24 protein-coding genes are annotated in these 24,242 nt (G+C 31.2%); 19 read left to right on the plus strand and 5 right to left on the minus strand.

Translation table 11 applies throughout. The features are described 5' to 3' along the window. Positions 1–14: 14 nt before the first annotated feature. From B5S50_RS19230 to trpA, 10 genes are all read left to right on the plus strand, one after another. Positions 15–572: a PadR family transcriptional regulator gene (locus B5S50_RS19230; protein WP_217302591.1), complete on the plus strand. Its 558-nt coding sequence runs from the start codon at positions 15–17 to the stop codon at positions 570–572. Positions 573–599: 27 nt separating this feature from the next. Then, positions 600–1,301 (plus strand): flavodoxin family protein, encoded by a 702-nt coding sequence (locus tag B5S50_RS19235; protein ID WP_217302592.1) that lies wholly within the window; start codon positions 600–602, stop codon positions 1,299–1,301. 14 nt (positions 1,302–1,315) lie between these two features. Next, positions 1,316–1,954 carry a VC0807 family protein gene (locus tag B5S50_RS19240; protein ID WP_217302593.1) on the plus strand — a complete coding sequence of 213 codons (639 nt, stop codon included), beginning with the start codon at positions 1,316–1,318 and terminating at the stop codon, positions 1,952–1,954. Between the two features lie 425 nt (positions 1,955–2,379). After that, the gene (trpE, locus tag B5S50_RS19245) at positions 2,380–3,810 is read left to right on the plus strand and encodes an anthranilate synthase component I (RefSeq protein ID WP_217302594.1); all 1,431 of its coding nucleotides are present in this window, start codon (positions 2,380–2,382) and stop codon (positions 3,808–3,810) included. A 1-nt stretch (position 3,811) separates the two neighbouring features. After that, complete coding sequence (locus B5S50_RS19250) at positions 3,812–4,417, plus strand: aminodeoxychorismate/anthranilate synthase component II (RefSeq protein ID WP_217302595.1); 606 nt, start codon at positions 3,812–3,814, stop codon at positions 4,415–4,417. Beyond that, positions 4,383–5,396 (plus strand): anthranilate phosphoribosyltransferase, encoded by a 1,014-nt coding sequence (trpD, locus tag B5S50_RS19255; RefSeq protein ID WP_217302596.1) that lies wholly within the window; start codon positions 4,383–4,385, stop codon positions 5,394–5,396. The genes B5S50_RS19250 and trpD overlap by 35 nt, the downstream gene beginning before the upstream one ends. 13 nt (positions 5,397–5,409) lie before the next feature. Beyond that, positions 5,410–6,186, plus strand: a complete 777-nt coding sequence (trpC, locus tag B5S50_RS19260) for an indole-3-glycerol phosphate synthase TrpC (RefSeq protein WP_217302597.1) — start codon at positions 5,410–5,412, stop codon at positions 6,184–6,186. Between the two features lie 13 nt (positions 6,187–6,199). Beyond that, entirely contained in the window at positions 6,200–6,829 is a 630-nt protein-coding gene (locus B5S50_RS19265) for a phosphoribosylanthranilate isomerase (RefSeq protein ID WP_065079389.1), read from the plus strand. Beyond that, a complete protein-coding gene (gene trpB / locus B5S50_RS19270) occupies positions 6,829–8,004 on the plus strand; it encodes a tryptophan synthase subunit beta (RefSeq protein WP_217302598.1) in 1,176 nt (391 codons plus the stop codon). Before B5S50_RS19265 ends, trpB begins: the two co-directional genes overlap by 1 nt. Next, the gene (gene trpA / locus B5S50_RS19275) at positions 8,004–8,789 is read left to right on the plus strand and encodes a tryptophan synthase subunit alpha (RefSeq protein ID WP_217302599.1); all 786 of its coding nucleotides are present in this window, start codon (positions 8,004–8,006) and stop codon (positions 8,787–8,789) included. Before trpB ends, trpA begins: the two co-directional genes overlap by 1 nt. 168 nt (positions 8,790–8,957) lie before the next feature. Here trpA and B5S50_RS19280 read toward each other — a convergent pair whose 3' ends face one another. Beyond that, positions 8,958–10,346 carry a transposase gene (locus B5S50_RS19280; RefSeq protein WP_217302540.1) on the minus strand — a complete coding sequence of 463 codons (1,389 nt, stop codon included), beginning with the start codon at positions 10,344–10,346 and terminating at the stop codon, positions 8,958–8,960. A 155-nt stretch (positions 10,347–10,501) separates the two neighbouring features. On the opposite strand from B5S50_RS19280, the gene B5S50_RS19285 reads away from it, so the two are divergent. The 5 genes from B5S50_RS19285 to B5S50_RS19305 all read left to right on the plus strand — a co-directional run bounded on the left by B5S50_RS19285 (position 10,502) and on the right by B5S50_RS19305 (position 16,047). Continuing rightward, positions 10,502–12,430, plus strand: a complete 1,929-nt coding sequence (locus B5S50_RS19285) for a glycosyltransferase family 39 protein (protein ID WP_254306626.1) — start codon at positions 10,502–10,504, stop codon at positions 12,428–12,430. A 266-nt stretch (positions 12,431–12,696) separates the two neighbouring features. Further along, a complete protein-coding gene (locus B5S50_RS19290) occupies positions 12,697–13,038 on the plus strand; it encodes a PadR family transcriptional regulator (protein ID WP_217302600.1) in 342 nt (113 codons plus the stop codon). Further along, the gene (locus B5S50_RS19295; protein WP_217302601.1) at positions 13,031–13,624 is read left to right on the plus strand and encodes a permease prefix domain 1-containing protein; all 594 of its coding nucleotides are present in this window, start codon (positions 13,031–13,033) and stop codon (positions 13,622–13,624) included. The genes B5S50_RS19290 and B5S50_RS19295 overlap by 8 nt, the downstream gene beginning before the upstream one ends. Before the next feature lie 47 nt (positions 13,625–13,671). Next, positions 13,672–14,526 (plus strand): CPBP family intramembrane glutamic endopeptidase, encoded by an 855-nt coding sequence (locus B5S50_RS19300; RefSeq protein WP_217302602.1) that lies wholly within the window; start codon positions 13,672–13,674, stop codon positions 14,524–14,526. Positions 14,527–14,754: 228 nt separating this feature from the next. Continuing rightward, entirely contained in the window at positions 14,755–16,047 is a 1,293-nt protein-coding gene (locus B5S50_RS19305) for a S41 family peptidase (RefSeq protein ID WP_217302603.1), read from the plus strand. 44 nt (positions 16,048–16,091) lie between these two features. On the opposite strand, the gene B5S50_RS19310 is transcribed toward B5S50_RS19305, so the two are convergent. The 4 genes from B5S50_RS19310 to B5S50_RS19325 form a co-directional block, all read right to left on the minus strand. Continuing rightward, on the minus strand, positions 16,092–16,760 hold the full coding sequence (locus B5S50_RS19310; protein WP_065079397.1) for a DUF6033 family protein: 669 nt from the start codon (positions 16,758–16,760) through the stop codon (positions 16,092–16,094). A 326-nt stretch (positions 16,761–17,086) separates the two neighbouring features. Then, on the minus strand, positions 17,087–18,799 hold the full coding sequence (locus B5S50_RS19315; protein ID WP_065079398.1) for a methyl-accepting chemotaxis protein: 1,713 nt from the start codon (positions 18,797–18,799) through the stop codon (positions 17,087–17,089). A 167-nt stretch (positions 18,800–18,966) separates the two neighbouring features. Further along, positions 18,967–19,332 carry a DUF4363 family protein gene (locus tag B5S50_RS19320; RefSeq protein WP_065079399.1) on the minus strand — a complete coding sequence of 122 codons (366 nt, stop codon included), beginning with the start codon at positions 19,330–19,332 and terminating at the stop codon, positions 18,967–18,969. Between the two features lie 14 nt (positions 19,333–19,346). Then, positions 19,347–20,075, minus strand: coding sequence for a DUF421 domain-containing protein (locus B5S50_RS19325; protein WP_065079400.1), 729 nt, complete (start codon positions 20,073–20,075; stop codon positions 19,347–19,349). Positions 20,076–20,305: 230 nt separating this feature from the next. On the opposite strand from B5S50_RS19325, the gene B5S50_RS19330 reads away from it, so the two are divergent. The 4 genes from B5S50_RS19330 to B5S50_RS19345 all read left to right on the plus strand — a co-directional run bounded on the left by B5S50_RS19330 (position 20,306) and on the right by B5S50_RS19345 (position 24,206). Next, positions 20,306–20,632 (plus strand): DUF3870 domain-containing protein, encoded by a 327-nt coding sequence (locus B5S50_RS19330; RefSeq protein ID WP_065079401.1) that lies wholly within the window; start codon positions 20,306–20,308, stop codon positions 20,630–20,632. 121 nt (positions 20,633–20,753) lie between these two features. Continuing rightward, a complete protein-coding gene (locus tag B5S50_RS19335; protein ID WP_065079402.1) occupies positions 20,754–21,830 on the plus strand; it encodes a dipeptide epimerase in 1,077 nt (358 codons plus the stop codon). Positions 21,831–21,912: 82 nt separating this feature from the next. After that, complete coding sequence (yjeM, locus tag B5S50_RS19340) at positions 21,913–23,412, plus strand: glutamate/gamma-aminobutyrate family transporter YjeM (RefSeq protein ID WP_065079403.1); 1,500 nt, start codon at positions 21,913–21,915, stop codon at positions 23,410–23,412. A gap of 20 nt (positions 23,413–23,432) precedes the next feature. Continuing rightward, the gene (locus B5S50_RS19345) at positions 23,433–24,206 is read left to right on the plus strand and encodes a serine hydrolase (protein ID WP_065079404.1); all 774 of its coding nucleotides are present in this window, start codon (positions 23,433–23,435) and stop codon (positions 24,204–24,206) included. Positions 24,207–24,242 lie beyond the last annotated feature (36 nt).

The raw sequence follows: 24,242 nt of genomic DNA on the forward strand, positions 1-24,242 counted from the left end.
GAGGTGAGATTGAATTGTCAAAAGTAAATAAAACAAAATATGCTATTTTGGGAGTACTTAGTCATATATCAGGGTCTGGATATGATATTAAAAAATTTTGTGATTCTTCTATAAACTATTTTTGGAATGAGAATTATGGACATATATATCCTGTACTAAAGAAAATGGAAGAAGAAAAACTTATAACAAAACAGGTTGAGCAGACAGAAGGAAGACCCAGTAAAAATGTTTATTCCATTACAGAAAAGGGCAGAAAAGAACTAAGAGAGTGGATCATGCTTCCTGTAGAAAGAGTTCCTAACAGGTCAGAGCTTTTGCTGAAGATATCTCTTTCAGGAAATGTACCTACGCAAAATGTCATTCAAAAAATTGAGAGTGTAAAAGAAGAGTGTGAAAAAGAATTTGAGGAATATTCGAAAATTGAAGATGCATTTAACACAGGAAAGATAAAATTAGATGAAAAAAATTTAGCTTTGTGGAAGTCGACTGTTAGGTTTGGAAAATATACTGAAGAGGCAAAATTAAAGTGGTGTGATGAAACACTGAAAAGTTTAAAAGATATAGAAGATTGATAGATTAGGATTAAGGAGATGTATAAAATGAAAGTGTTAGCTTTAAATGGAAGTCCAAGGGGAGAACAGGGAAATACAGAAGTTATTTTAGAAAATTTCCTTAAAGGATGCTCGAAAGCAGGAGCAGATGTAGAAACTATATATCTTAAGGATAAAAAGATAAATCACTGTAGAGGCTGTTTTACATGTTGGACAAAGACTCCTGGAAAATGTGTTTATAAGGATGATATGAGTGAATTGCTAGACAAAATAAAAGAAACAGATGTAATGGTATATGCAACTCCTCTATATTATTTTACTGTAACTGGAATAATGAAAGATTTTATGGATCGTATGCTGCCTATGAATAAGGGTGAAATGGTTAAAAAAGATGAAAAATATTCTCATATTCGTCGATTTAGAAAAGATCCAGTAAAGACTGTTTTAATCTCAAATTGTGGTTTTCCCGGCAGATATAATTTTTCCGGTTTACTTGAAACTTTTAAAGTTATGACTAAGGGAAATCTTGCAGCGGCAATTTTAAGTGATAAAGGTGGAGTACTTGCAGCTTCTAAAGATAACGATATGGTGAAAAAATTGTATGAACCTTTCTTTAAGGCGGTAGAAAAAGCTGGAGAAGAAGTTATAAAGTGTGGATATGTAAAAGATGATACACAAGCTATACTTGATAGGGATGTTATTGATACGGAAACGTATTTAAAGAATGCAAATAAAAATTGGAATGAATAAATTGGAGGTTAGCTATGGAAAAGTCATATGCCGATGGTGTGAAAAATAAAGGTTCCATATTGAGAAATGTATTTAATAGGGATTTTGTTGTAAGTGCTATAGTACCTGTTGTAATATTTTATGTTTTTGATAAATTTGAAATGACTCTTAGTGGAATCATATTTTCTGGTTTGTGGAGCATAGGTGTTGTTATAATAAATTTTATTAAAACGAAAAAACTTAATGCTTTAGCGGCAATTGCTGCAGCTTTCTCAGGAATTGGTTTGGTGGGAAGTGCTATTTCTAAAAATGCTGCCTTTTATTTTGTATCTCCTCTGGTTGGAAACGCCTTGGTTTCTTTAATCTTCTTTTTATCCTTATTGTCTAGAAAATCTTTGATTGAAGTAATAGTAGAGCAAAGTTATTTAAAAAATGCTCCAGAAAAGATGAAAAATGATAAAGACCATAAATTTGTGTGGAGGTTTCTTACTGCAATATGGGGATTTGGTAATCTAAGTCAGGTAATTTTGGGTGCTATACTTCTTAAAGTTGTATCCATGAGTTTATACTATGCTGTAATTAATATATATGGAAATATTTTAAGTATTTTGCTCCTGGCATTTTCCATCACATTCCCAAAAATATATTTCAAAAAGAAAAGGCAAAAGATTTAAAAATTAGTATTGACAACGTGGAAAAAAAGCTTTAATATATAAAACAAGTTAGTAATATAAAACCTGTGAAAAGAAATAGTAAATATGGAAATTTAGTTTAAGCGAATTTGGGGTAGTGTAAGCCAAGTACTGTAGTCTGTATTGAATGGGTCTTGGAGGTGTAATGCAAAATTATAGTAGCAAAAACCGGTAGTCTACCGTTAAAAGGACAGGGTATCGAGTAAATCTGTACCTGGAAAAGATAGTTTGTATTTAGGTGGCATAACGAAATTTAACATTTCGTCCTTTAAGGATGAGATGTTTTTTATTTAAAAAAAATTCACCATAAATAGAGGCTAATTTGGGTGGCAACGCGGTCATTTCGTCCCAGTTTAAGGATGAAATGGCCTTTTTTGTATAAATTTAAATCAAAGAGGTGGTATTTTGTGATCAATCTTAAAAAAGAAGAATTTTATTATTATAAAAATTTGAAAAAGACCTTCCCTTTATTTATAAAAATAAATGGAGATGAGATTACCCCTATAGGTATTTACTATAGCTTGGAAGGAAAAAATAAATTCTTATTTGAAAGTATATATTCTGAAAATGAAATAGGAAGATATTCTTTTGCAGGAATGAATCCCTATAGGAAGATAAAAAGCTGCGGAAATGAAATACGTGTAGAAGATAAAAGCGGAGTAAGAAGTGTTCAGGGAAAAGTACTGGATTATATAAAAAAATATTTAAATGTACCTTATGATAGCCTTGGACTTTCTATACCATTTACAGGAGGAGCTATAGGTTATGCAGGATATGATGTGATAAGGCAGTATGAGAAGCTGCCCAATGAAAATGAAGATTCTTTAAAAACACCAGAATCATACCTTATGTTTTACAAGACTTTTGTATGCTATGACCATTTTAAACATGAAGTTTATTTTATTTACAATGTGGCAGAAGAGGATGAAAGTTCTTACGAAAGTATTGTAGACTCTCTGGAAAGTTTGAAAGATATGATATGTACAAGTAATGTTATTCATAAACTTTCAGAAGTTAAAGAATGCAAAAAATTTACATCGAACGTTTCAAAAGAAAAATACTGCAGCATGGTAGAAGAAGCAAAAGAATACATAAAAGCTGGGGATATATTTCAGGTAGTTTTGTCACAAAGGCTGAAATTTGAAAGTACTTCGGATCCCTTTGAAGTATACAGAAGATTAAGAGCTAAAAATCCTTCACCTTATCTTTTTTATATAGATTTTGAAGAATTTAAAGTAGCAGGTTCCTCTCCAGAAAGCTTAGTAAGTGTAAAGAATGGACGGGTTATGACTAACCCTATAGCGGGTGCAAGACCTAGGGGAAAAACTTTGGAAGAGGATTTAAAATTAAAAAAAGAATTGTTAGAAGATGAAAAGGAAAGAGCGGAACACGTGATGTTAGTTGATCTTGGGAGAAATGACATAGGGAAAATAAGTGAGTTTGGAAGTGTAAAACTAGATAGATTTATGGATGTAGATTTTTACTCTCATGTTATGCATATAGTTTCCAAGGTTTCAGGAGATTTGAGAAAAGATTTGGGATATTTAGATGGATTAATATCTTGTTTGCCTGTAGGAACTGTATCTGGAGCACCTAAAATAAGGGCTATGGAGATAATTGATGAGCTTGAAGATACTAAAAGAGGTATATATGCTGGTGCAGTTGGATACTTTTCACTTAATGGAAACATGGATACCTGCATTGCAATAAGAACCATACTCTTTAAAGATGGTCATGCGTACGTTCAAGCTGGTGCAGGAATTGTGTATGACTCTGTTCCAGAAAGAGAATATCAGGAAACATTAAATAAAGCTATGGCTATGATAGAGGTGATATAAGATGATACTTTTAATAGATAATTATGATTCATTTACTTATAATCTTTACCAGTATATTGGTGAAATATATAAGGATATAAAAGTTTTTAGAAATGACAAAATATCACTGGATGAGATAGAGAGGTTAAATCCTGAAGGAATAATACTTTCCCCGGGACCAGGTATTCCTGAAAATGCAGGTATATGTATAAAGGTTGTAAAAAAATTCGGGGGTAAAATCCCTATTCTGGGGATATGCCTTGGGCATCAGGCTATTGGATGTGCTTATGGTGGAAAAGTAGTGAGAGCAAACAATATAATGCATGGAAAGACATCAGAAATAAGCATAGTTCCAAATAAATTATTTAAAAATTTGGAAAATTCTATAAATGTTATGAGATATCACTCTCTTATAATAGAGAAAGGTACTTTACCAGAAGAACTTGAGGTGACAGCAGAAAGTTTGGATGACAAAGAGATAATGGCTGTGAAGCACAGGAAATATGAAGTTTATGGACTCCAATTTCATCCGGAATCAATTCTTACAGAGAAGGGAAAGCAAATAATAAAAAATTTTTTGGGGGGGATTTGTAATGTTACAGCAGACAATAGAGAGAATCATATGTAAAAGTAATTTGGAGGAAAGTGAAGCCTATGAAGCTATGAATGAAATAATGCAGGGAAATGCAGAAGATTCTCAAATAGGAGCTTTTCTAGCAGCCTTGAGAATGAAAGGTGAAACTGCAGAAGAAATAACAGGATTTGCAAGGGCGATGAGGGATAATGCGGAGAATTTAAAACTAGAGTCAGAGTATGTTATTGATACTTGTGGAACAGGAGGGGATGGAGGAAGAACATTCAATATATCCACAGCAGTATCCTTTGTAGCTGCAGCTGCAGGAGTGAAAGTGGCAAAACACGGCAACAGAGCAGTATCAAGTAAAAGTGGAAGTGCAGATGTACTTGAAAAGTTAGGCTTTAATATAAATTTAGAACCAAAATATGTTTCCAATTGTATTGATAAAAGTGGTATGGCATTCTTGTTTGCTCAAAAGTACCACCGTGCAATGAAAAATGTAGCCGGTCCAAGAAAGCAATTGGGTATAAGAACAGTATTTAATTTACTAGGCCCACTTACGAATCCAGCTTTTGTAAAAGGCCAGGTACTTGGAGTATATGATAAGAATTTAACTCACACAGCGGCAAAAGTACTTTCAAATTTAGGCTGTGAAAGGGCTATGGTAGTTTGTGGAGAAGATGGACTTGATGAAATAACTACTACTTGTAATACCTATGTGAGTGAATTAAAAGATGGAAAAATATCAGATTATAAAATAAATCCAGAAGATTTTGAAATTAATGTATGCAGTATGGATGCCATAAAAGGATATACTGCTGAAGAAAATGCAGCACTTATACGGGAAATTTTTCAAGGAGAAAAAGGTGCTAGAAGAGATATTGTAGTTTTAAACAGTGCAGCAGCTTTATATGTTGGAAAAGCATGTGAAAGCATGGAAGAAGGAGTGAAGATGGCAGAAGGTATTATAGATTCTAAAAAAGCTTATGAAAAGATGAATGAACTCATAAAGTGCAGTAATAATTTTTAGGAGGCATGAAAAAATGATACTTGATGAAATAGTGAAAGCTAAAAGACCTCAATTGGAATTTGAAAAACAAAATATGCCTCTTACTAAAATAATAGAAGGATGCAGCAGCAAAGTTACAAGAGATTTTAGAAAAGCACTTGGCAAAGAAAAGATATCTATCATTGCAGAGATAAAGAAAGCATCACCTTCAAAAGGTATTATTGTAGAAGATTTTGATCCGGTAAGTACAGCTAAAATATATGAAAGCATAGATATAGATGCAGTGTCTGTACTTACAGAAAAAAATTTCTTTAAGGGAAGTGATAAATATATAAGTAAAGTAAAAGAGGTAAATTCAAAGCCCATTTTGAGAAAGGATTTTATAATTGATACCTATCAAATATATCAATCCAAATTTATAGGTGCAGATGCTATTTTGCTTATAACAGCCATCTTAAAAGATAAATTAAAAGATTATTACAATTTAGCACAAAGTATTGGACTTCAATGTCTGGTGGAAGTCCATGATGAAGAGGAACTTGAAATTGCACTTGAAGCTGGATGTTCCATTGTAGGAATTAACAATAGAAACTTAAAAGATTTTACAGAAGACTTGAAAAATACAGAAAGAATTATAAAGAAAATACCGAAGGAAGCTTTGGTAGTGTCTGAAAGTGCCATAAAGGCTCCAGAAGATATAAGATATTTAAAAGGATTAGGCGTAAGTGCGGTGCTTATAGGAGAAACTTTTATGAGAAATATTAAAGATGAGTACAAGTTAAGAGATTTTGTAAAACAGTCCAAGTTTTGAAAAGGGTGAATTTATGACTTTAGTAAAGATATGTGGTATAAGGCGAATTGAAGATGTAGAAATTTTAAACAAGCTCCTTCCAGATTACGCCGGATTTGTGTTTTGTAAAAGCAAAAGGCAGGTTACTTTAAAATTAGCAGAAGAGCTTATTAAAAATTTAGATAAAAAGATAAGGCCAGTGGGAATTTTTCAAAACAATAGTTTGGAAGAAGTGAAAAATACAGCAGAAATGTTGAAGTTAGATGTAATCCAGCTTCATGGAAGGGAAGATGAAAGTTATATAAAAAGCTTGTATCCATTTAAAATATGGAAAAGTGTAAGTGTTGATGGAAAAGATATATTAGATAATGTAAAACACAAGATAGATAAAATATCAAATTATAATGTGGAAGCAGTGCTTGTAGATAGCAGTGTAGGAGGAAAGACTGGAGGAACGGGCATAAACTTTAATTGGAATGTATTGAAAAACTTAAATATAAATAAGAAATTGGTACTCGCAGGAGGTCTTAATCAAGATAACATAAATACTGCTTTAGAATGTGTAAAGCCCTATGCAGTAGATGTATCCAGCGGGGTTGAAGAAAATGGTATAAAGAGTTTTGAAAAAATAGATGAATTTATAAAGAAAGTGAGGAATTTTTAATGGATGGAAGATTTGGAAAATTTGGAGGACAGTATGTACCAGAAACAATAATGAATGCAGTTATGCAGCTTGAAAAGGAGTTTAACAAAGCAATAAAAGATGAAAAATTTATAGAGGAATATAAGTACTACCTTAAAGATTATGTGGGAAGAGAAAATCCACTGTATTTTGCAAAGAATTTTACTAAAAAATTAGGTGGAGCAAAAATATATCTTAAAAGAGAAGACTTAAATCATACGGGAGCACATAAAATAAACAATGCACTAGGACAGGTGCTCCTTGCAAGGAGAATGGGTAAAAAAAGGGTTATAGCTGAAACAGGAGCTGGACAGCATGGGGTAGCTACAGCTACAGCAGCTGCTATCTTTGGCATGGAATGTGAAGTATTTATGGGTGAAGAAGACATAAGAAGACAAGCTCTTAATGTATTTAAGATGAAAATATTAGGATCAAAAGTCACTTCTGTAACTTCGGGAACGGGAACACTTAAAGATGCTGTAAATGAAGCTATGAGAAATTGGGTGTCAAATATAGAAGATACCTTTTATGTAATAGGTTCTGTAATGGGACCGCATCCTTATCCAACTATGGTCAGGGATTTTCAAAGGGTAATTGGGGATGAAGCTAGAAAGCAGATTCTGGAGAAGGAAGGGAGACTTCCTGATTATGTCATAGCTTGTGTAGGCGGCGGGAGTAATTCTATGGGAATTTTTTATCCATTTGTAGAAGATACTTCTGTAAATTTGGTAGGGGTAGAAGCAGCAGGAAAAGGACTTGACACAAATGAACATGCAGCCACTATATCAAAGGGCTCTGTAGGGGTAATTCATGGTATGATGACTTATGTACTTCAAGATGATGACGGTCAAATACTTCCAGCTTATTCTATATCAGCAGGACTTGATTATCCGGGAATAGGACCGGAACACGCATATTATCATGATATAAAAAGGGCAACTTATGAATCAGCTACAGATAAAGAAGCAGTGAATGCATTTACCTACTTGTCGCAGGTTGAGGGAATAATTCCAGCACTTGAAAGCTCTCATGCCCTGGCTTATGCAATGAAGCTTGCTCCAAAACTCAGCAAGGATAAAATAATCATTGTAAATTTATCTGGAAGAGGGGACAAGGATATAAATACTATAGCTAATATAATGGGGGTGGAACTATAATGAATAGAATAGATTTGAAATTTTCAAAGCTAAAGGAAAGAGGAGAAAAAGCTCTAATACCGTTTATAACTTCTGGAGATCCAGATTTAGACACTACTGTAGAATTAGTAATTGCAATGGAGGAGGCAGGAGCAGATATAATAGAACTTGGAATACCTTATTCAGATCCTCTGGCAGATGGGCCTACTATACAGGCATCTTCAAATAGATCCCTTAAAGGCGGAACGAAAATAGCAGGCATAATGGATACGGTAAAAAAGATAAGGGAGAAAACAGAAATACCTTTAGTGTATCTTGTTTACTATAATTCCATATTCAAGTATGGTATGGAAAAGTTTATAAGAGAGTGCAGCCAGTGCGGTGTGGATGGAATTATAATACCAGATCTTCCTATAGAAGAGAGAAAGGACATTGCAGCTATTGGAAAAGAATATAATGTACATCTTATTCCACTAGTAGCACCTACTTCAAAAGAGAGAATAGAAAAGATAGTAAAAGATGCAGGTGGATTTGTATACTGTGTTTCTGTAAATGGTGTTACAGGTACGAGAAGCAGCATAAATACTGATATTGAGGAATATATGAATATAATTTCAAGTTATACGAATGTTCCAAAGGCACTTGGATTTGGAATATCCTCAGCAGAGATGGCTGCAAAATTCAAGCCTTATTGTGAAGGAATAATTGTGGGAAGTGCAGTAATTAAAAAGATAGAGGCTGGAAAAAGTAAAGATGATATAATTGAAAATGTAAAAAAGTTTATTAAAGAATTAAAATTAGCTTAATGCCCAAAATGCGATTTTCACATTGTTAATAAATTTGACACTCAAATAACATATTTGTAATGTAAATTTAATTTGAATAAATTAGAACCAGATTATTCATATTTACTTGAAAGAAGGTTGGTATAGTGAATAAAAAAATTAAATTTACAAGAGAAAGCATTTTTTTACTCAACTTTCGCAGGACAAAAAGACTAATTTCTCCTTGATATAACAAGGCAAAGCAGCAATAAAACTATCTATTATTGAGTCAATAACGTTCTTTGAAAGAAGAAGTTTTTCAGTTAATACACTTTTTAGAATATCTATAATAATATTCATTACTTCACAAAATTGGATATCTTGAAGTTCATCACAGCATTGATAAAAAAAACCACCAATAGTTCTAACGTCATTATTCTTACGGCTCTCTAAAGTAAGCATAATGTATCTGGTAAAAACTATAGAAGTATGTGAAACCATGGAATCATAAGAACGCCCTTGAAACTCTTTAGCGAGTTTTAGAAAAGACTTGTTCATTTTAAAGAAAACCTCTATATCCCAGCGTTTTCCATAAATTCTTATTATCTCATTGTCATCTAAGGATATATTTGTAGAAATTAAAGCAAGCCATTTTCTACTTCTGTTTCTATCTCTTACAAATACAATTTTTGCTTTTACCTCATTACTATTTTTGTCAGAGCCAATACCTACAATAACAGAAGAAAGAATTTTTGCCTTACCACGCTTTTTTCTTAAATTAGCATAGAGATTTTTAAGGTTCAATAACTTACCGTTGTAATTGTAGTAAACCCTTGGCATTGCTTTGACCATAGCAATAGTATTAAGTTTGAGTTCTAAAATCTGTATAAGAGTTTTTGGGTACGTAAACCAACTGTCAAAAAGAACATATGATGCAGGAATAGCATATTTTGAAACTTGTTTAAGTAAACTAATCATAACCTCAGGTGACTTTAAAACAGCCTCCTTACGAAGTTTAGAACCATTGGTTCTTTTATCAATATTGTGGTTTTCAGGACAAAGTCTGTTTTTCTCCTTTTCGGAAGAAAGCAGAGTGAAAGCAAGAGGTAAAAAAGTATTGCCATCTGACCAACCAAGGGTGAGAAGGCGAAAGCCTTTGACATATTTATGTTCAACATGGTCATGAACTCTTGCAAGAAGTTCAACAGATTTGCTCCTGCACCTACTGTATAAAGAGTCATCAACTACAAGTACATTAACTCTATCTTTTGAAGTAAGTGGTACAATAATATTTTTTATGATTGATGAAGAAAGTAAAAACAAAAACTTTCTCCAATTAAAGTTTGGTGAATTAAGAAATCTATATACAGTATCCTTTGAAAATTGATTATTTTTTCCAGACTCCAAGTTTCTAAATAAGTTTTTTCCAGTAAAAACAAGCATAAAAATATATTGAAATATTTTAATACATGAAAATCCTTTTTCTTTAGAAAAATTGCATTGCCTAAGTATATGTCCAATTTTGTTGTCTTTAAAAAATCTATTTATAGTAAAATTAAATTGTTTATCAGTAGTATCATTTGATATAATAGTATTCATAAGAAACATTCCTTTCTTTGGTGTGGTGTTTTTAGCAATTCTATTATACCAAAAGGAATGTTTTTTTGCTTTATGTGTTTATTCTGAAGGCTTTCGCCTTAATTTTTATGTGCGAAAGTTGAGTTTTTTTATTATTAATTTTAATATTATCTGCAGTGTTGAATTTTGCTAATTTGGGTATAGAAGGAAATGCAAATACTTTTTATGCTGCAGGTGTAAAAAGTATGATGATGAATTTTAAAAATTTCTTTTTTGCATCTTTTGACCCAGCAGGTTTTGTAACCATTGATAAACCACCTTTAGGCTTTTGGATTCAAACTATATCTGCAAAAATATTTGGATTTAGTGGATGGAGTATAATTCTTCCACAGGCTCTTGCAGGAGTAATTTCTGTTGTAATTATATATTATATTGTTAAAAGATCTTTTGGAGCTTCGGCAGGACTTATTGCAGCATTGTGTCTTGCAGTAACACCAATATCTGTAGCAGCAGCTAGAAACAATACTATTGATAATTTGCTTGTTATGTTTTTATTGCTAGCATGTTTAGCTGCACAGATAGCTGCTGAAAGAGGTAAAATTGGTTATCTTATATTGAGTTTGGTTCTTATAGGCATAGGATTTAATATAAAAATGGTTGAAGCCTATATGGTAGCACCTGCTATATATATAACATATCTTCTTGCTTCTACTATGAGTTTTAAGAAGAAAATAAAGGATCTTATTTTAGGTACAGTTGTACTTTTAGTAGTATCACTATCCTGGGCTATAGTTGTAGATTTGGTGCCAGCAAGCAGCAGACCTTATATAGGAAGTAGTACCAATAATACAGTTATGCAACTTATAATAGGTCATAATGGATTAGAAAGAATTGGAATAAACGGGAAAAATGCTGGTAAAGGTAAAAAGCAGCAAGAAACATTAAAAAATGAATTAAATAAAAACAAGCCATATTTTAATAATGCACAAGGTGGTATGAGATCTAACTCAAAGTCCGGTATTTTTAGATTATTTGGTAATGGCAACATGTCAGATCAAATATCCTGGTTTTTATTATTTGCTGTGATTGGATTTATTGTTGCAGCCATAAAGGAAAAGTTAAAGGCTCCCTTTGATAGTAAAAGAAAGTTATCTCTAATATTATGGGTTATGTGGTTATTGCCTGAGTTCATATATTTTAGTTTTTCAAAAAATGTAACGCATACATACTATTTAACAACAATGGCACCATCTATTGCAGCTTTAACTGGAATTGGATTATCAGCTATGTGGACATTTTATAAGGAAGGTGGCTTAAAATCATGGATTTTACCAATAGGACTTATTGCAAATGGTTGTGCTGAGATACTCATTTTATCTTATAATTATAATAGATCAAGTGGGTACAAGATTATAATTATAATAACAGGGATTTTATGCATTATATCTTCACTAATATTATGTATAATTAATTTAATTAGAAGTAAAGAGAAAAGTTCAGGTTTTAGTAATAATACAGCATTAAGTAAAACACTGGCTAGTATTGCTTTTATAGGAATTTTAGTTGCTCCTACAGTGTGGTCATTTACCCCAATGGTTTACAAAATGAATGGAAGCAGTCCGTCAGCTGGATTGGAGCTTGCAAGGAGTAATCAGCAAAGAGATATGGGTAACACCAATAACTCAAAACTCATAAAATTCTTAGAGAATAATAAAACAAATGAAAAGTATCTTGTTGTAGTGCCTTCAGCTAATTCTTATGGTTCGGATTTAATACTTAAAACTGGCCAACCTGTAATGGCACTTGGAGGATTTAGTGGATCAGATCCTATACTTACAGTAGACCAGTTCAAAAAATTAGTTAGTGATGGAGCTGTAAGGTATGCTTTGGTAAATACAGGCAATGGCAGAGGCTTTATGGGTTTCGGGGGTTCTGGAAGCAACTCGAATAATGATATTGCCAATTGGATTAAGCAAAATGGAAAGGTTGTTCCAGATAGTAAATGGAATAATTCTAATACGTCTAAGAGCAAGGCTAAAAATCAGAGAACTAATGGATTTGGTGGAGAAAACAATTCTATGAAATTATATGATTTAGGTATATGACGCAAAATAGGGACATTGCAGTAAAATAAACAGAGTTCTTGGCATAAGATAGAGTATCTATAGTATAAAATAGGTGCAGCTGTGTAAAATTAGCTGCACCTATTTTTATTATTTTTGAAAAGTTTTATATGTATAAACAATAAAAGAAAATTTTTACAAAAGTACTTGATATTATTAAGTAGTATGCCTTATAATATAGTAAAGAGCTATATTATACTATGACGTACTTTGTATGATGAACTAATTTAGTTAGGAGTGCTGTTCTAATGGAATTTGAAAAGGAATTATTAAAAGGATATATTGATATAATCGTTTTATCAGTTTTAAAACATAAAGATATGTACGGGTATGAAATTGGAAAAACAATAAAGCAGGCAAATAAAAACTTTCAGATGAAGGAAGCAACTTTATATGTATCCTTAAAAAGAATGGAAAAGAGAAATTACCTGGAAGGATACTGGAATGACGATGAAAATACTGGCGGTGGAAGAAGACGTTATTACAGAATTACACAAGAAGGTTTGAATTTTTTCGGAGAAAAAGTTCAGGAATGGATGGCTCTTAGGGAATTATTAGATCATTTTTTGGGGGTGAATATTAATGAATAAAATTGATTTGTATGTAAAACGTATTTGCAGCAAATTCAATGGATCTGACAAGGATATCCAAATACTTAAGGAGGAACTGACGTCAAACCTGAATGATGAGGTGTCAGAGCTTCAAAATCAAGGTTTCAGTGAAGAAGAAAGTATACAAATTGTTTTAAAAAATTTTGGCGAAGAAAACAATGTTATTTTAGAAATGAACAGCATATGGACAAGAAAAAGTGAGGCTACTTTGAAGATTATAAAGACAGCAATTGCTATTTTTATGATTGGCTGTATTTTTCTTGCCATTCACATGATTTCTAATAATGGCAGTTTCATTTTTCAAAATCTTATTTCTTTACTTTTTAACATTTCCTGGATTATTGGATGCATTGCTTTTTACCAATATATTAATATTGAGAACAAAAGCGGATTTTTAACTCTAATAGTCTTATGCGATATCATCTTTAGCGGTTTTTTTGTTTGTTGTATACTTTTCCCAAATCACATAAAAGAAACTTTAATCATTATATTCGGTATTGTATTAATTACAGTTTTAGTTATGAAAGTATATTTCATCAAGAATAAACTTCAAAATCTAAATTAAAAGTATGCTAAAATAATAAAATTTAATTTTTATAGGGAGGTTTAATTATGTCTAACTTAAATCCTTTTAAAATTTTATCAAATCTTGAAAATGAAAAATCAGAAGTTAAAAAGCTGAGTATTACAGATGCAGTACTTGCTGTAATTTCGTATATGTTGATATCGGGGTTTACTTTGGAAATCAGTTTTAGTGTAATTCATTCATTTACCAATAGTATAGTACAATTGTTACTATCTATTTTTGCAGTAGGAGTTACTTTTTTTGCAGTCACTGCAGTGTTCTATTCATACTACATTACGAATCTTAGTAAAGATAAAATCAAAGTAAGGCCGATAAAAAAATTTACTTTAATTAATGCATTACTTTTAGTACTGATTGTTTTAGCTTATCTTATGTTTTTTAATTCACTTCTGATGCCAATAGATAAAGTTCTTCCGGGATTTAGCTTAGTTATAGAAAGCATGCAGCTTATTAATAAAAATCCTATACTTTTTATTGGATATTGGTGTATCGTTGGACCTTTATTAACAGAGTTTGTATTTAGGGGGATTATTGTTGGCGGACTTTCAAAAAAAAATTCCAGCCTAAAAGCGATACTGTTATCTTCACTCTTATCCGGGATATCTACTTTTAATCCTGCAGGATTTATGTGTTTTTTTATACTTGGAATCTTATTAGGTTACTTTTATATAAAAACTCATTCATTATATTTATGCATAATCGGAGATATACTTTATACTACAATTACAAGCATTTTAATTCAATACTATCCACAGATTTTATTGCTAATTAGTTCAAATATTCTTGTTATAGTCCTATTAACTGTCATTGGACTTTTGATAATATATTTTGGCATGAAAAAACTTTTCTCAAATATTGAAAATCAATATAGATTTAAATAAAAAATAGCCATTGTAAGAATTTTACAAATAAAAAGACACAGACTTTTATTAGCTGTATCTTTTTTACTGGAATATTTCAATATTACAAACATGTAACCTTAGATGGTAAAATGTAAGCTAGTTCCATGGAATAATATACAAAAATGGACTAAAATAAGTGTATGAATACAGTTATAGAAACAAAAAACTTAAAAATGTTCAAGTTTTTTCATATATAGGGGGATATTTATGAAATTAAAGAAAAGAAAATTAGTGGTTATACTAGTAATAGCAGCTGTTATAATTGCTGCAGCAGGAATATTTGCTTACAATTTGTTTAATAGAAAAGTAAGTTCGCCTGTACTCAATAATGCAAGTAGAAATGAAAAGTGGACGGCGGATTTAAAGTTTGTAAAAAATGAACTGCCTAAAAAACATAAAAATCTGTTCTTTTCAAAAAGTAAGGTCGAATTTGACAGGGATATGAATTCACTTATAAATAAAGTTGACAAATACAATGATATGCAAATTAAATGGGAACTCACAAAAATAATAAGTTCTATAAATGACAGCCATACATCTGTTGTTATGCAATCCAAATCAGCGTATCCCGTAAGCTTTTTCCAATTTGAAGATGGAATTTACCTGATAAATTCATCTTTAGCATATAAAGATTTCTGGGGTAAGAAATTAGTGGCAGTAAATGGGTATTCTATAGAACAATTACATTCAAAACTGGATCCCATTATATCTAAGGATAATAAAGCTATTTTGAAAAATCAATTTTGCAGTTTACTTAGGTTTCCTGGTGTGCTTAAATTTGCAGGAATAGCAAAAAATGATGATACAGTTTTTACTTTTGAGGGATCATCAAATACTAGTGTTACTGTAAAGTCTTTAAATAAAGAAGAATTTGATAAAACTAAATTTTTATCTGACGATCCCAAATATATAAATAATATTCCACTTTCAAAACAAAACCCAGATAAAAACTATTGGTTTAAGTACATTGAAAAAAGCAGTACCATCTATGTGAAATACAATAGTTGTTCGAATATGAAAAATTATTCATTTTCAAGTTTTACAAAGGATGTATTTAAAACTCTTGACAGTAAAAAAGCTAAAATGTTGGTTATAGATTTACGTGACAATGGTGGTGGAAATTCTAAAATGTTTGATTCTTTTCTAGATGAAATAAAAAAGAGAAGCAATATAAATAAAAAAGGAAATTTATTTGTCATCATAGGCAGAAAGACATTTTCCTCTGCAATATTGAATACTATGGATTTAAAAAACAGTACAAATGCCCTGCTTATTGGGGAACCAACTGGAGGCAAGCCAAATCATTTTGGTGAGGTTAAGGTGATACATTTATCAAATACAAATGTAGATATACAGTATTCTAGTAAATATTTTAAAACAACAAGTAAAGATACGGACTCCATTTATCCTGACGTAAATATTACTTTAAAAGCATCGTCTTATTTTAATGGTAAGGATGACTTTTTAAACTATATTTTAGATAAACAAAGTATTAAGTAAAAAAAGTGTACCTGCATTTATGAAAAATACGGGTACACTCTTTTTTAACTATTTGAGTCAAGTAAATTCACATTGAGATTATTAAACAAGTTATTATTGTAACTTTTAGTAGCTTGCTTTTGTAAATTTGCTTTCCTAATATCTTCTGCAGCTACTTGTGAGAGCATTCTATTTTCTGCTTTTCTCTGTTCCTTCAGTCTCTTTAACCTTTTTTCTAATAATTCATCAAACTGGGTCATAAGTGATGTGCTGCTTTTTGAAGATGAATTGTCAGTTGCAAGGCTACCAGCACTGCACATATCACCATTTGCATCATAATAGCTGCCAAGACTTGTCACTTTGTTACCACCCATTTTAGCTGCATTTTTCAGCCAATTTAAAGCCATAGGTTCATCGCCAAGGTTTTTCTCAAGTTCTGCTGCAACTTTTGGATCGTTTGCTGCTTTTTTTAGATAAGCTGGATCAATTGTAATGGGTGAATGATCTATGTTGGTACTTGTTGGTATCATTGCTCCCTTTGAAAAATGACCAACCATGATGTTTAAGTTTGGAAATTTAGCACAAAGCTTTTTATAATATTCGTCTACAGAATTACTTGTAGTTTTAGATGTTGAGTTAGACTCAGTAACTGATTTTGAAGCATCAGTTTTTGTATTAATATTTGATTGATTGTAATTATTTAAAGCATAATTAGTATATAGTCCTAAAGACATAAAAATTCCACCTTTCTTTTAAAAATATATCTTTAAAGTTTTTTAACATTGCAGGAAACTTTCTGTGATAGTATTAATGATTTTATGTAATCCCTTGTGCTTTTTTCATCATGGCAAATTGCTATATTTAACATTGTTTTTATGTACTCCCTCTCTTGCACTATCGAAGTAAAAAATATATACTTTAACAAAATGTAATAAATGGATATTTTTTTGTAATGAAATTGTTGATATGATATAAAAAAGTATTCAATCTATATTTAGATTGAATGCTTTTTGGGAGTTAATCGATCTGATAATTTAGCTAACAGCTTTTGAATACAATTTTATATTTTAAATTTTTGAACTAGTTCGCTTAATTTTTGAGATAATTCTGCTTGACCTTGAGCAGTTAATGCAACTTGAGATACTGCTTGTACTGTTTCATCAAGACTTACTTGTATTTCACTTGCATGTTCAGATGAAGTTTGTTCATTAGAAGCCATATTTTGCATAGCACTGCTTATTTGCTCTGTAGTAGCTGATAACTCTTCAGCCATGGATGCTATTTCTTCTGATATGCTACTTACAAATTCAGCATCACTATAATATTGATTTCCCATGTTTTCAAATGATTTAAGTTGAGGAACCACTTTTTCATTCATAAATGCCAAAACTTCATTACTATTATTTGAGAGATTTTTAAAGGCTTCATTTACTTTATCGATAGTAGTTTGAATAGAAGACACTGCATTTGAAGATTCTTCAGCAAGTTGTCTAACTTCATCAGCTACGACAGCAAATCCTTTTCCATGTTCACCGGCTCTGGCAGATTCTATTGCTGCATTTAGGGCAAGAAGGTTTGTCTGATCTGCTATACTTGCAATAGCTTTAGCCATTTCGTCTATATTTTTAACTACTTTGCCATCTTCAATAGATTTAAGTATTTTATTCTTTTTATCTATATATATTTTATTAACTGTTTCTACGGCAGATGCACTTTCCATTTTAGCAGCTTTAGCAGTACCTTTTGACTGATTTGAAGAATTACTTCCATCAGCAGCTTTTTGTGATAACTCATTTATGCTTGAATTAATTTCCTCTATGGATGCAGTTATTTCTTCTGACGAAGCAGTTGATTCCTGTATGCCGGCATTTATAGTTTTTGCTGCGTTATCCATATTTTCAGATTTTGCAGAAAGTTCGTCTGAAGTTGCAGATAATTTCTGACTGGAACCACTTAGTTCTTCTGAATTTTCCGCAATCATTTTGACTAAGTTAATTATATTTTGTTGTGATGTATTGAGAGCTTTTATGGTTTGTCCAAATTCATCTTTACGGGATGTACTTATTTTTGTAGAGATATCGAATTCTGAAAGCTTTTTTGCAAATTCCTTGATTTGGGAAAGAGGATCATTTATATGTTTTGAAATAATTATTCCTAGTAGTATAGATATTATTACGCTTAGTATAATAATTATTATTGCAAATATAATAGCTGAATTATATTTTTTAACACTAGAATTATAGTCATTTGAAGCATAGGCCATATTTAGAGCTATATCTTTATCAAGGCACTTGAACATTTCGTCTCTGCCTTTTGATGCTGCATTAAGTTTTTTTTGAGCATTTGTGTAGTCACCAGCTTGTACTAATTTAATACATTCTTCGTATGAGTTCCTCCATGTTTCCATATATTGTTTAAATTCATCAAATAGCTGTCTATCATTATCTGATATAACTGTAGAAGAACATTTAGATATAATATCATTGTTTTGCTTTTTCAATTTGTTTATGTCATCAATTTTTGTATTTAAGCTATCTTTTTTTGATGAATCTATTATACCTAACATATCAGCTTTTATATTCATTGTATTTGTCTTTAATTCCTGTAGATAGTTTGTACCTTTTAAATCCATATTATAAATATTATTTAGATTGTTGTTTATAATTCTCATGTTATTAAGAGAAAAAATACCGACTATAGAGCAAAATAGAGCTACTATAGTAAATGATAACAATAATTTTTTTAAAATGTTTAAATTTGACAATGCTTTCATAAATTTTATCACTCCAACTATTAAATTTTGCAATGCTGATTATAACATAAGATGTATTAAAATCCAAATTTCGACAACGTTTTCAAATAAAAAATATGAAATTCAATATAAAATTACATTTTATGTAATAGATTTTTAAACTATGCTTTTGATAAAATGAAAAATTATTACCCACCAATGTTATCCCAGTGCTCGTAGGCTTCATTGAGCTCCATAAATGCATTTGCTTTGTTTCTGGTAGCAATTGCACCCTGCAGTCGTGCTACGTTCATGGTAAATGCATCAATCTCATCTTTTTCTGCACTAAATTGAACTCTAGTGACTACTTTCTTCCATGCATTTGACAATTGATCACTTTTCTTATATGCATCATCCCATTTATTATTTTTTACATCATCCATAACTAGCTGAATACACTTAGGTACGTTATCATTTTTGGTCAAAGGCTTTTTTAAAAAATTATCGCTAATCATCACTAATACAAATAAAGTTAATGTTACTATAGGAATGGTTTTAACTAAAAAATTTCTCATATAATAGCTCCTCCTTAATAAGGTCCCTTATAATCACCGATATCGGTTATCTTGACCATATGGTCATCGTATTTATCTACATAAAGAGATCCACCAGGGTTTAAAGTAGCTAGAAAAACATCAGAGATATTATTGATTTTTTGTAATTTTAATTGGTGCATAAGCCATTGCTTGGTTTTATTTAGTTGTTTAAGATTTTCTTCAATAAGTATTCCATCATAAATGAGTTCTGTACTTATACCTGATGCTTTTTTAGAAATATTCATGTCTTTAGTTGTTACAGGTTCACATTCAGGCTTTTTAAGTACAGAAAGTTGTCCGTTAGGTTCAATAATGGCAAAGTCTACATCTGATAAATCAAATACATCTTTATTTCTTAAAAGTTCCATAAGATCAGATACTGTATACTTCATCTGTCTCAAAGTATCTTCCATTATTTTGCCATTCATTATAACTATAGTGGGTTCACCGCCTATATATTTTGCCGCATATCGCCATTTTATTGTTATATACTCCATTAAATAACTTAAAGCTGCCCAACAAAATAGACCTACCCAATGAGGCCAAGCTCTGCTTGATAAGTCTGTAGTGAGGCTTGCAGCAATAGATCCTATTGTAATACCTACTACATAATCAAAAAACGTTAACTGACTTATTTGCTGTTTCCCTAATATTTTGGCAAAGATAAGTAAAGTAAAAAAAGCGATAATGGAACGTACTAAAACAACTAATCCTTCATTCAATGTTATTTTCCTCCTGTGTTACTATTGTTTATACAGTAGTTATTATCCGATATAAGTTGAATTTTATTCTGTTTCTGTGGAAAAAGGTTTATTGTATTTTAGATATAGTTGTACTCGTAATTATTAGATTAATTGTTTATTAGTTGACTTTTTTCAATATTTATCATATTATATACTTAATAGCTAACAATTAATAATTAAACTTAATTTTCAGTTAATGAGATGATTTTATGTATATGGAAAATACGGTATATGTAGTTGGAAATGCCAAAACTAATGAGGATAATGCTATTACCATTAAATTTAATTCTTTTTACATAGGTTTTGTAGTAGATTTAAGTACAGATAAAATAATTGATTTAAATTCATCTTCTACACTAAGAACTACGGATGAATTTATAAGATCTCTTTTAATAGGTAGAAACCTTAGAATATTTGATGATAAACTAAAAGAAGAAGTTATAAAAAGATATCACGGTTCATCTCAAAAAGCTATTATTGTAGCTTACAGAGATGGAGTTAAGAAATATAATGAAGTGAAAAAAAAATATTTTTAAATTACTGTTTTGTTTATGGTAAATAAGTTACCCTTATTTTAAAGTGAATGAAAGCCAGTAAAAGCAATATTAATGTGCTTTTGCGGGCTTTTTTTGTATTAATTTCAAGGAGGTTCTCTAAATGAAAATAAGAGATATAAAGATAAAAAGAATATCCGTTCCGCTGAAGACACCATTTAAAACAGCACTCCGTACTGTGGAAAGGGTAGAGGATATTATAGTTGAAATATACACAGATACAGGAAATATTGGCTTTGGAGAAGCCCCGCCTACTGGAGTCATAACAGGAGATACTACTGGATCTATAATAGGAGCCATAGAAGATCATATAAAAAAGTCTATTATAGGCATGGATATGGAAAACTTTGAGACTGTAATACAGAAATTAAATAAGTGTATTGTAAAAAATACTAGTGCAAAAGCTGCAGTGGACATAGCACTTTATGATTTATACGGTCAGTTATATAAAGCACCATTGTATAAGCTTTTGGGTGGGTTTAGAAAAGAAATAACAACAGATATAACTATAAGTGTAAATGAACCTGAAGAAATGGTAAAAGACAGTATAGATGCTATAAAAAGAGGATATAAAACTTTAAAAATAAAGGTAGGTAAAGATTCTAAAAAAGATCTGGAAAGAATGAAAGCTATAAGACAGGCTATAGGATATGATGTTGACCTTAGGATAGATGCAAATCAAGGATGGAAGCCTAAAGAAGCAGTAAAAGTATTAAGAGAAATGGAAGATGCAGGGCTTAATATTGAGTTTGTGGAGCAGCCTGTTATAGCACATGATATAGATGGATTAAAGTTTGTTACAGACAACGTATCTATACCAGTTTTAGCAGATGAGAGTATATTTTCACCAATGGATGCCCTAAATGTTCTAGAGAGAAGAGCAGCAGATTTAATAAATATAAAACTCATGAAAACAGGCGGAATATACAATGCATTAAAAATATGTTCTTTAGCAGAAATACATGGAATTGAGTGTATGATAGGGTGCATGTTAGAAGCAAAAGTAAGTGTAACAGCTGCAGTGCACCTAGCTTGTGCAAAGAGTATCATAACTAAAATCGATTTGGATGGACCTGTTTTATGCAGAGAAGATCCAATAAATGGTGGGGCAATATTCAATGAAAGCAAAATAACGCTTACAGATAAACCTGGACTTGGAATAGAATCTATCAATTATTAATAAGTTAAAATGAAGTCCTTAGGCTAAATCCCTAAGAACTTCTATATAAATATTATATTTTAATAAATTTAGGAGGGGAAAAATGGGTACAAACAATTTAAAAAAACTGTCACTTGTAGCACTAATTTTAATGATTTTTACTGAAGTGTTTGGCTTTGCTAACATGCCAAGAGCATTTCTCCTTATGGGATATTCATCTATTCCATGGTATATAATATCGGGAATAGCATTCTTTATTCCATATGCATTTATGATGGCTGAATTTGGTTCTGCATTTAAGGATGAAAAAGGTGGAATTTATTCATGGATGAATAGATCTGTAGGACCTAAATATGCTTTTGAAGCAACATTTATGTGGTATGCTTCATATGTTGTCCTAATAGTTGATATGTGTTCTCTTATATGGATTCCACTTTCAAATCTAATATTTGGGAAAGATGTAACAGCTACTTGGGGATTTTGGGGACTTAAATCTACCCAAGTTATAGGAATTTTTAGTATTATTTTTATAGTAGCCATAACATTTATAGCTAGTAAGGGATTGAAAGACATTTCAAAAGTTACCTCAATTGGAGGTACTGCAGTTATGTTGTTGAATGTTTTTTTGATTATAGGAGCTGTAATTGTGCTCATAGCAAGCCATGGACATCTTGCACAGCCTCTTAGTTTTACAGTATCTCCTAATCCCAAATATGGTAGTTCTCTTTCAATTTTATCATTTATAGTATTTGCTATATTTGCTTATGGTGGAATTGAAGTTGTAGCAGGACTTGTAGATCAGACTGAAAAACCTGAAAAAAATTTCGCAAAAGGAATGGCTATATCTGCAATAGTCATAACACTAGGATATTCTATAGGCATATTTATGTGTGGTATATTCACAAATTGGAAACAGGTACTTTCAAACCCGGATGTTCATTTAGCTAATGTTGCATATGTTATAATGCAAAACCTGGGGTACCAGTTAGGAGTTAGCTTTAATTTAAGTCAATCTGCAGCACTTACATTAGGTGCCTGGATAGCAAGATTTGTTGGACTATCAATGTTCCTTGCACTGACAGGAAGCATCATAACTGTATTATATGGTCCGCTTAAACAGATAATAGAAGGTACTCCAAAAGGGTTATTTCCTGAAAAACTGACAGAAATGAAAGATGGTATGCCTAAAAATGCAATGTGGGCGCAGTGTATTATAATCGTTTTATTTTTAATATTGCTCACAGTTGGTGGAGAAGGAGCATCCAAGTTCTTTAATATAGTTGTAAGTATGACAAACGTAGCATTGACAATTCCCTATATGTTTATAGCAGGAGCTTTTGTTCCGTTTAAGAAGAAAAAGGAAATTAATAAACCATTTATAATTTTTAAAAGCCACAGATCTTCATTGATTTGGGAAATAGTTGTTGTATTTACTATAGGTTTTGCAAATTTATTTACAATAATTGCTCCAGCATTTCAAGGTGATATGCAAAGCACCATATGGATGGTTGTAGGTCCTATATTTTTCTCAATTGTAGCATTTATACTGTACTCCAATTATGAAAAAAAGAATAAGGTTTCAAAACAAAAAGTAGAATCTTAAAGAGTTAGGAGGCATAAGACATGCTGTATGAAAAAATATTAGATGTAATAGATTTAAAAAAATTGAATTGTGCATTTGTCATAGAAAATCTTAAGACAGGAGAAAAAATTGCTTATAATGAAAATGTGGTAGTACCTTCTGCAAGTCTTATAAAGATACCTATAATGATGGAGATATTGAATCAAGTTAAAGAAGGAAAACTTTCACTTAAACAGAGAATAACGGTAAACGATAATGTAAAAGTACCTTTTAGCATACTTAATCTTTTGGAAAGTGGAAACAGCTATACTCTAAAAGACATAATAACCTTAATGATAATTCAAAGTGATAATACGGCTGCAAACATACTGATGGATCTTGCAGGTATGGACAATGTAAACAATTATGTTAAAAATTTAGAAATAAAAAATACAGTACTTCAGAGAAAGATGATGGATTCACAGGCAAGAAAAGAAGGCAGGGAAAATAAGACTACTGCTGCTGATATGGCAAAATTTTTTGAAATTATCTATAAAGGTGAAAAGGCTAAGGAATCCCACAGTGTCATTATGAAGAACATATTGACTGCTCAATTGGATAACAGTGTTATGAGACTTAATATTCCGGATGATACACTTATTGCCCATAAGACGGGGGATTTAGATGGAATAAGCCATGATGCAGGTATAGTATATCTTCCTAATGTTGATTATATTTTTTGTGGACTTACCTGGGATGCTGTTACAAATAATTTTGCTAGAGAAACAATTGGAAAGATTTCTAAAATAGCTTATGATTATTTTATATCTTTATAATAGAATGTTAAATGATAATGGACTGTCTATGAAGGC

Origin of the sequence: Clostridium sp. 001, from assembly GCF_019056555.1 — a bacterium.
Lineage (GTDB): Bacteria > Bacillota > Clostridia > Clostridiales > Clostridiaceae > Clostridium_B > Clostridium_B ragsdalei.

Bases quoted from the DNA above. Each gene is read 5' to 3' on its own strand.
- B5S50_RS19235 (WP_217302592.1), top strand. From the start codon at position 600: ATGAAAGTGTTAGCTTTAAATGGAAGTCCAAGGGGAGAACAGGGAAAT.
- B5S50_RS19240 (WP_217302593.1), top strand. From the start codon at position 1,316: ATGGAAAAGTCATATGCCGATGGTGTGAAAAATAAAGGTTCCATATTG.
- B5S50_RS19250 (WP_217302595.1), top strand. From the start codon at position 3,812: ATGATACTTTTAATAGATAATTATGATTCATTTACTTATAATCTTTAC.
- trpD (WP_217302596.1), top strand. From the start codon at position 4,383: ATGTTACAGCAGACAATAGAGAGAATCATATGTAAAAGTAATTTGGAG.
- trpC (WP_217302597.1), top strand. From the start codon at position 5,410: ATGATACTTGATGAAATAGTGAAAGCTAAAAGACCTCAATTGGAATTT.
- B5S50_RS19265 (WP_065079389.1), top strand. From the start codon at position 6,200: ATGACTTTAGTAAAGATATGTGGTATAAGGCGAATTGAAGATGTAGAA.
- trpB (WP_217302598.1), top strand. From the start codon at position 6,829: ATGGATGGAAGATTTGGAAAATTTGGAGGACAGTATGTACCAGAAACA.
- trpA (WP_217302599.1), top strand. From the start codon at position 8,004: ATGAATAGAATAGATTTGAAATTTTCAAAGCTAAAGGAAAGAGGAGAA.
- B5S50_RS19280 (WP_217302540.1), bottom strand. From the start codon at position 10,346: ATGAATACTATTATATCAAATGATACTACTGATAAACAATTTAATTTT.
- B5S50_RS19290 (WP_217302600.1), top strand. From the start codon at position 12,697: ATGGAATTTGAAAAGGAATTATTAAAAGGATATATTGATATAATCGTT.
- B5S50_RS19295 (WP_217302601.1), top strand. From the start codon at position 13,031: ATGAATAAAATTGATTTGTATGTAAAACGTATTTGCAGCAAATTCAAT.
- B5S50_RS19300 (WP_217302602.1), top strand. From the start codon at position 13,672: ATGTCTAACTTAAATCCTTTTAAAATTTTATCAAATCTTGAAAATGAA.
- B5S50_RS19305 (WP_217302603.1), top strand. From the start codon at position 14,755: ATGAAATTAAAGAAAAGAAAATTAGTGGTTATACTAGTAATAGCAGCT.
- B5S50_RS19310 (WP_065079397.1), bottom strand. From the start codon at position 16,760: ATGTCTTTAGGACTATATACTAATTATGCTTTAAATAATTACAATCAA.
- B5S50_RS19315 (WP_065079398.1), bottom strand. From the start codon at position 18,799: ATGAAAGCATTGTCAAATTTAAACATTTTAAAAAAATTATTGTTATCA.
- B5S50_RS19320 (WP_065079399.1), bottom strand. From the start codon at position 19,332: ATGAGAAATTTTTTAGTTAAAACCATTCCTATAGTAACATTAACTTTA.
- B5S50_RS19330 (WP_065079401.1), top strand. From the start codon at position 20,306: ATGTATATGGAAAATACGGTATATGTAGTTGGAAATGCCAAAACTAAT.
- B5S50_RS19335 (WP_065079402.1), top strand. From the start codon at position 20,754: ATGAAAATAAGAGATATAAAGATAAAAAGAATATCCGTTCCGCTGAAG.
- yjeM (WP_065079403.1), top strand. From the start codon at position 21,913: ATGGGTACAAACAATTTAAAAAAACTGTCACTTGTAGCACTAATTTTA.
- B5S50_RS19345 (WP_065079404.1), top strand. From the start codon at position 23,433: ATGCTGTATGAAAAAATATTAGATGTAATAGATTTAAAAAAATTGAAT.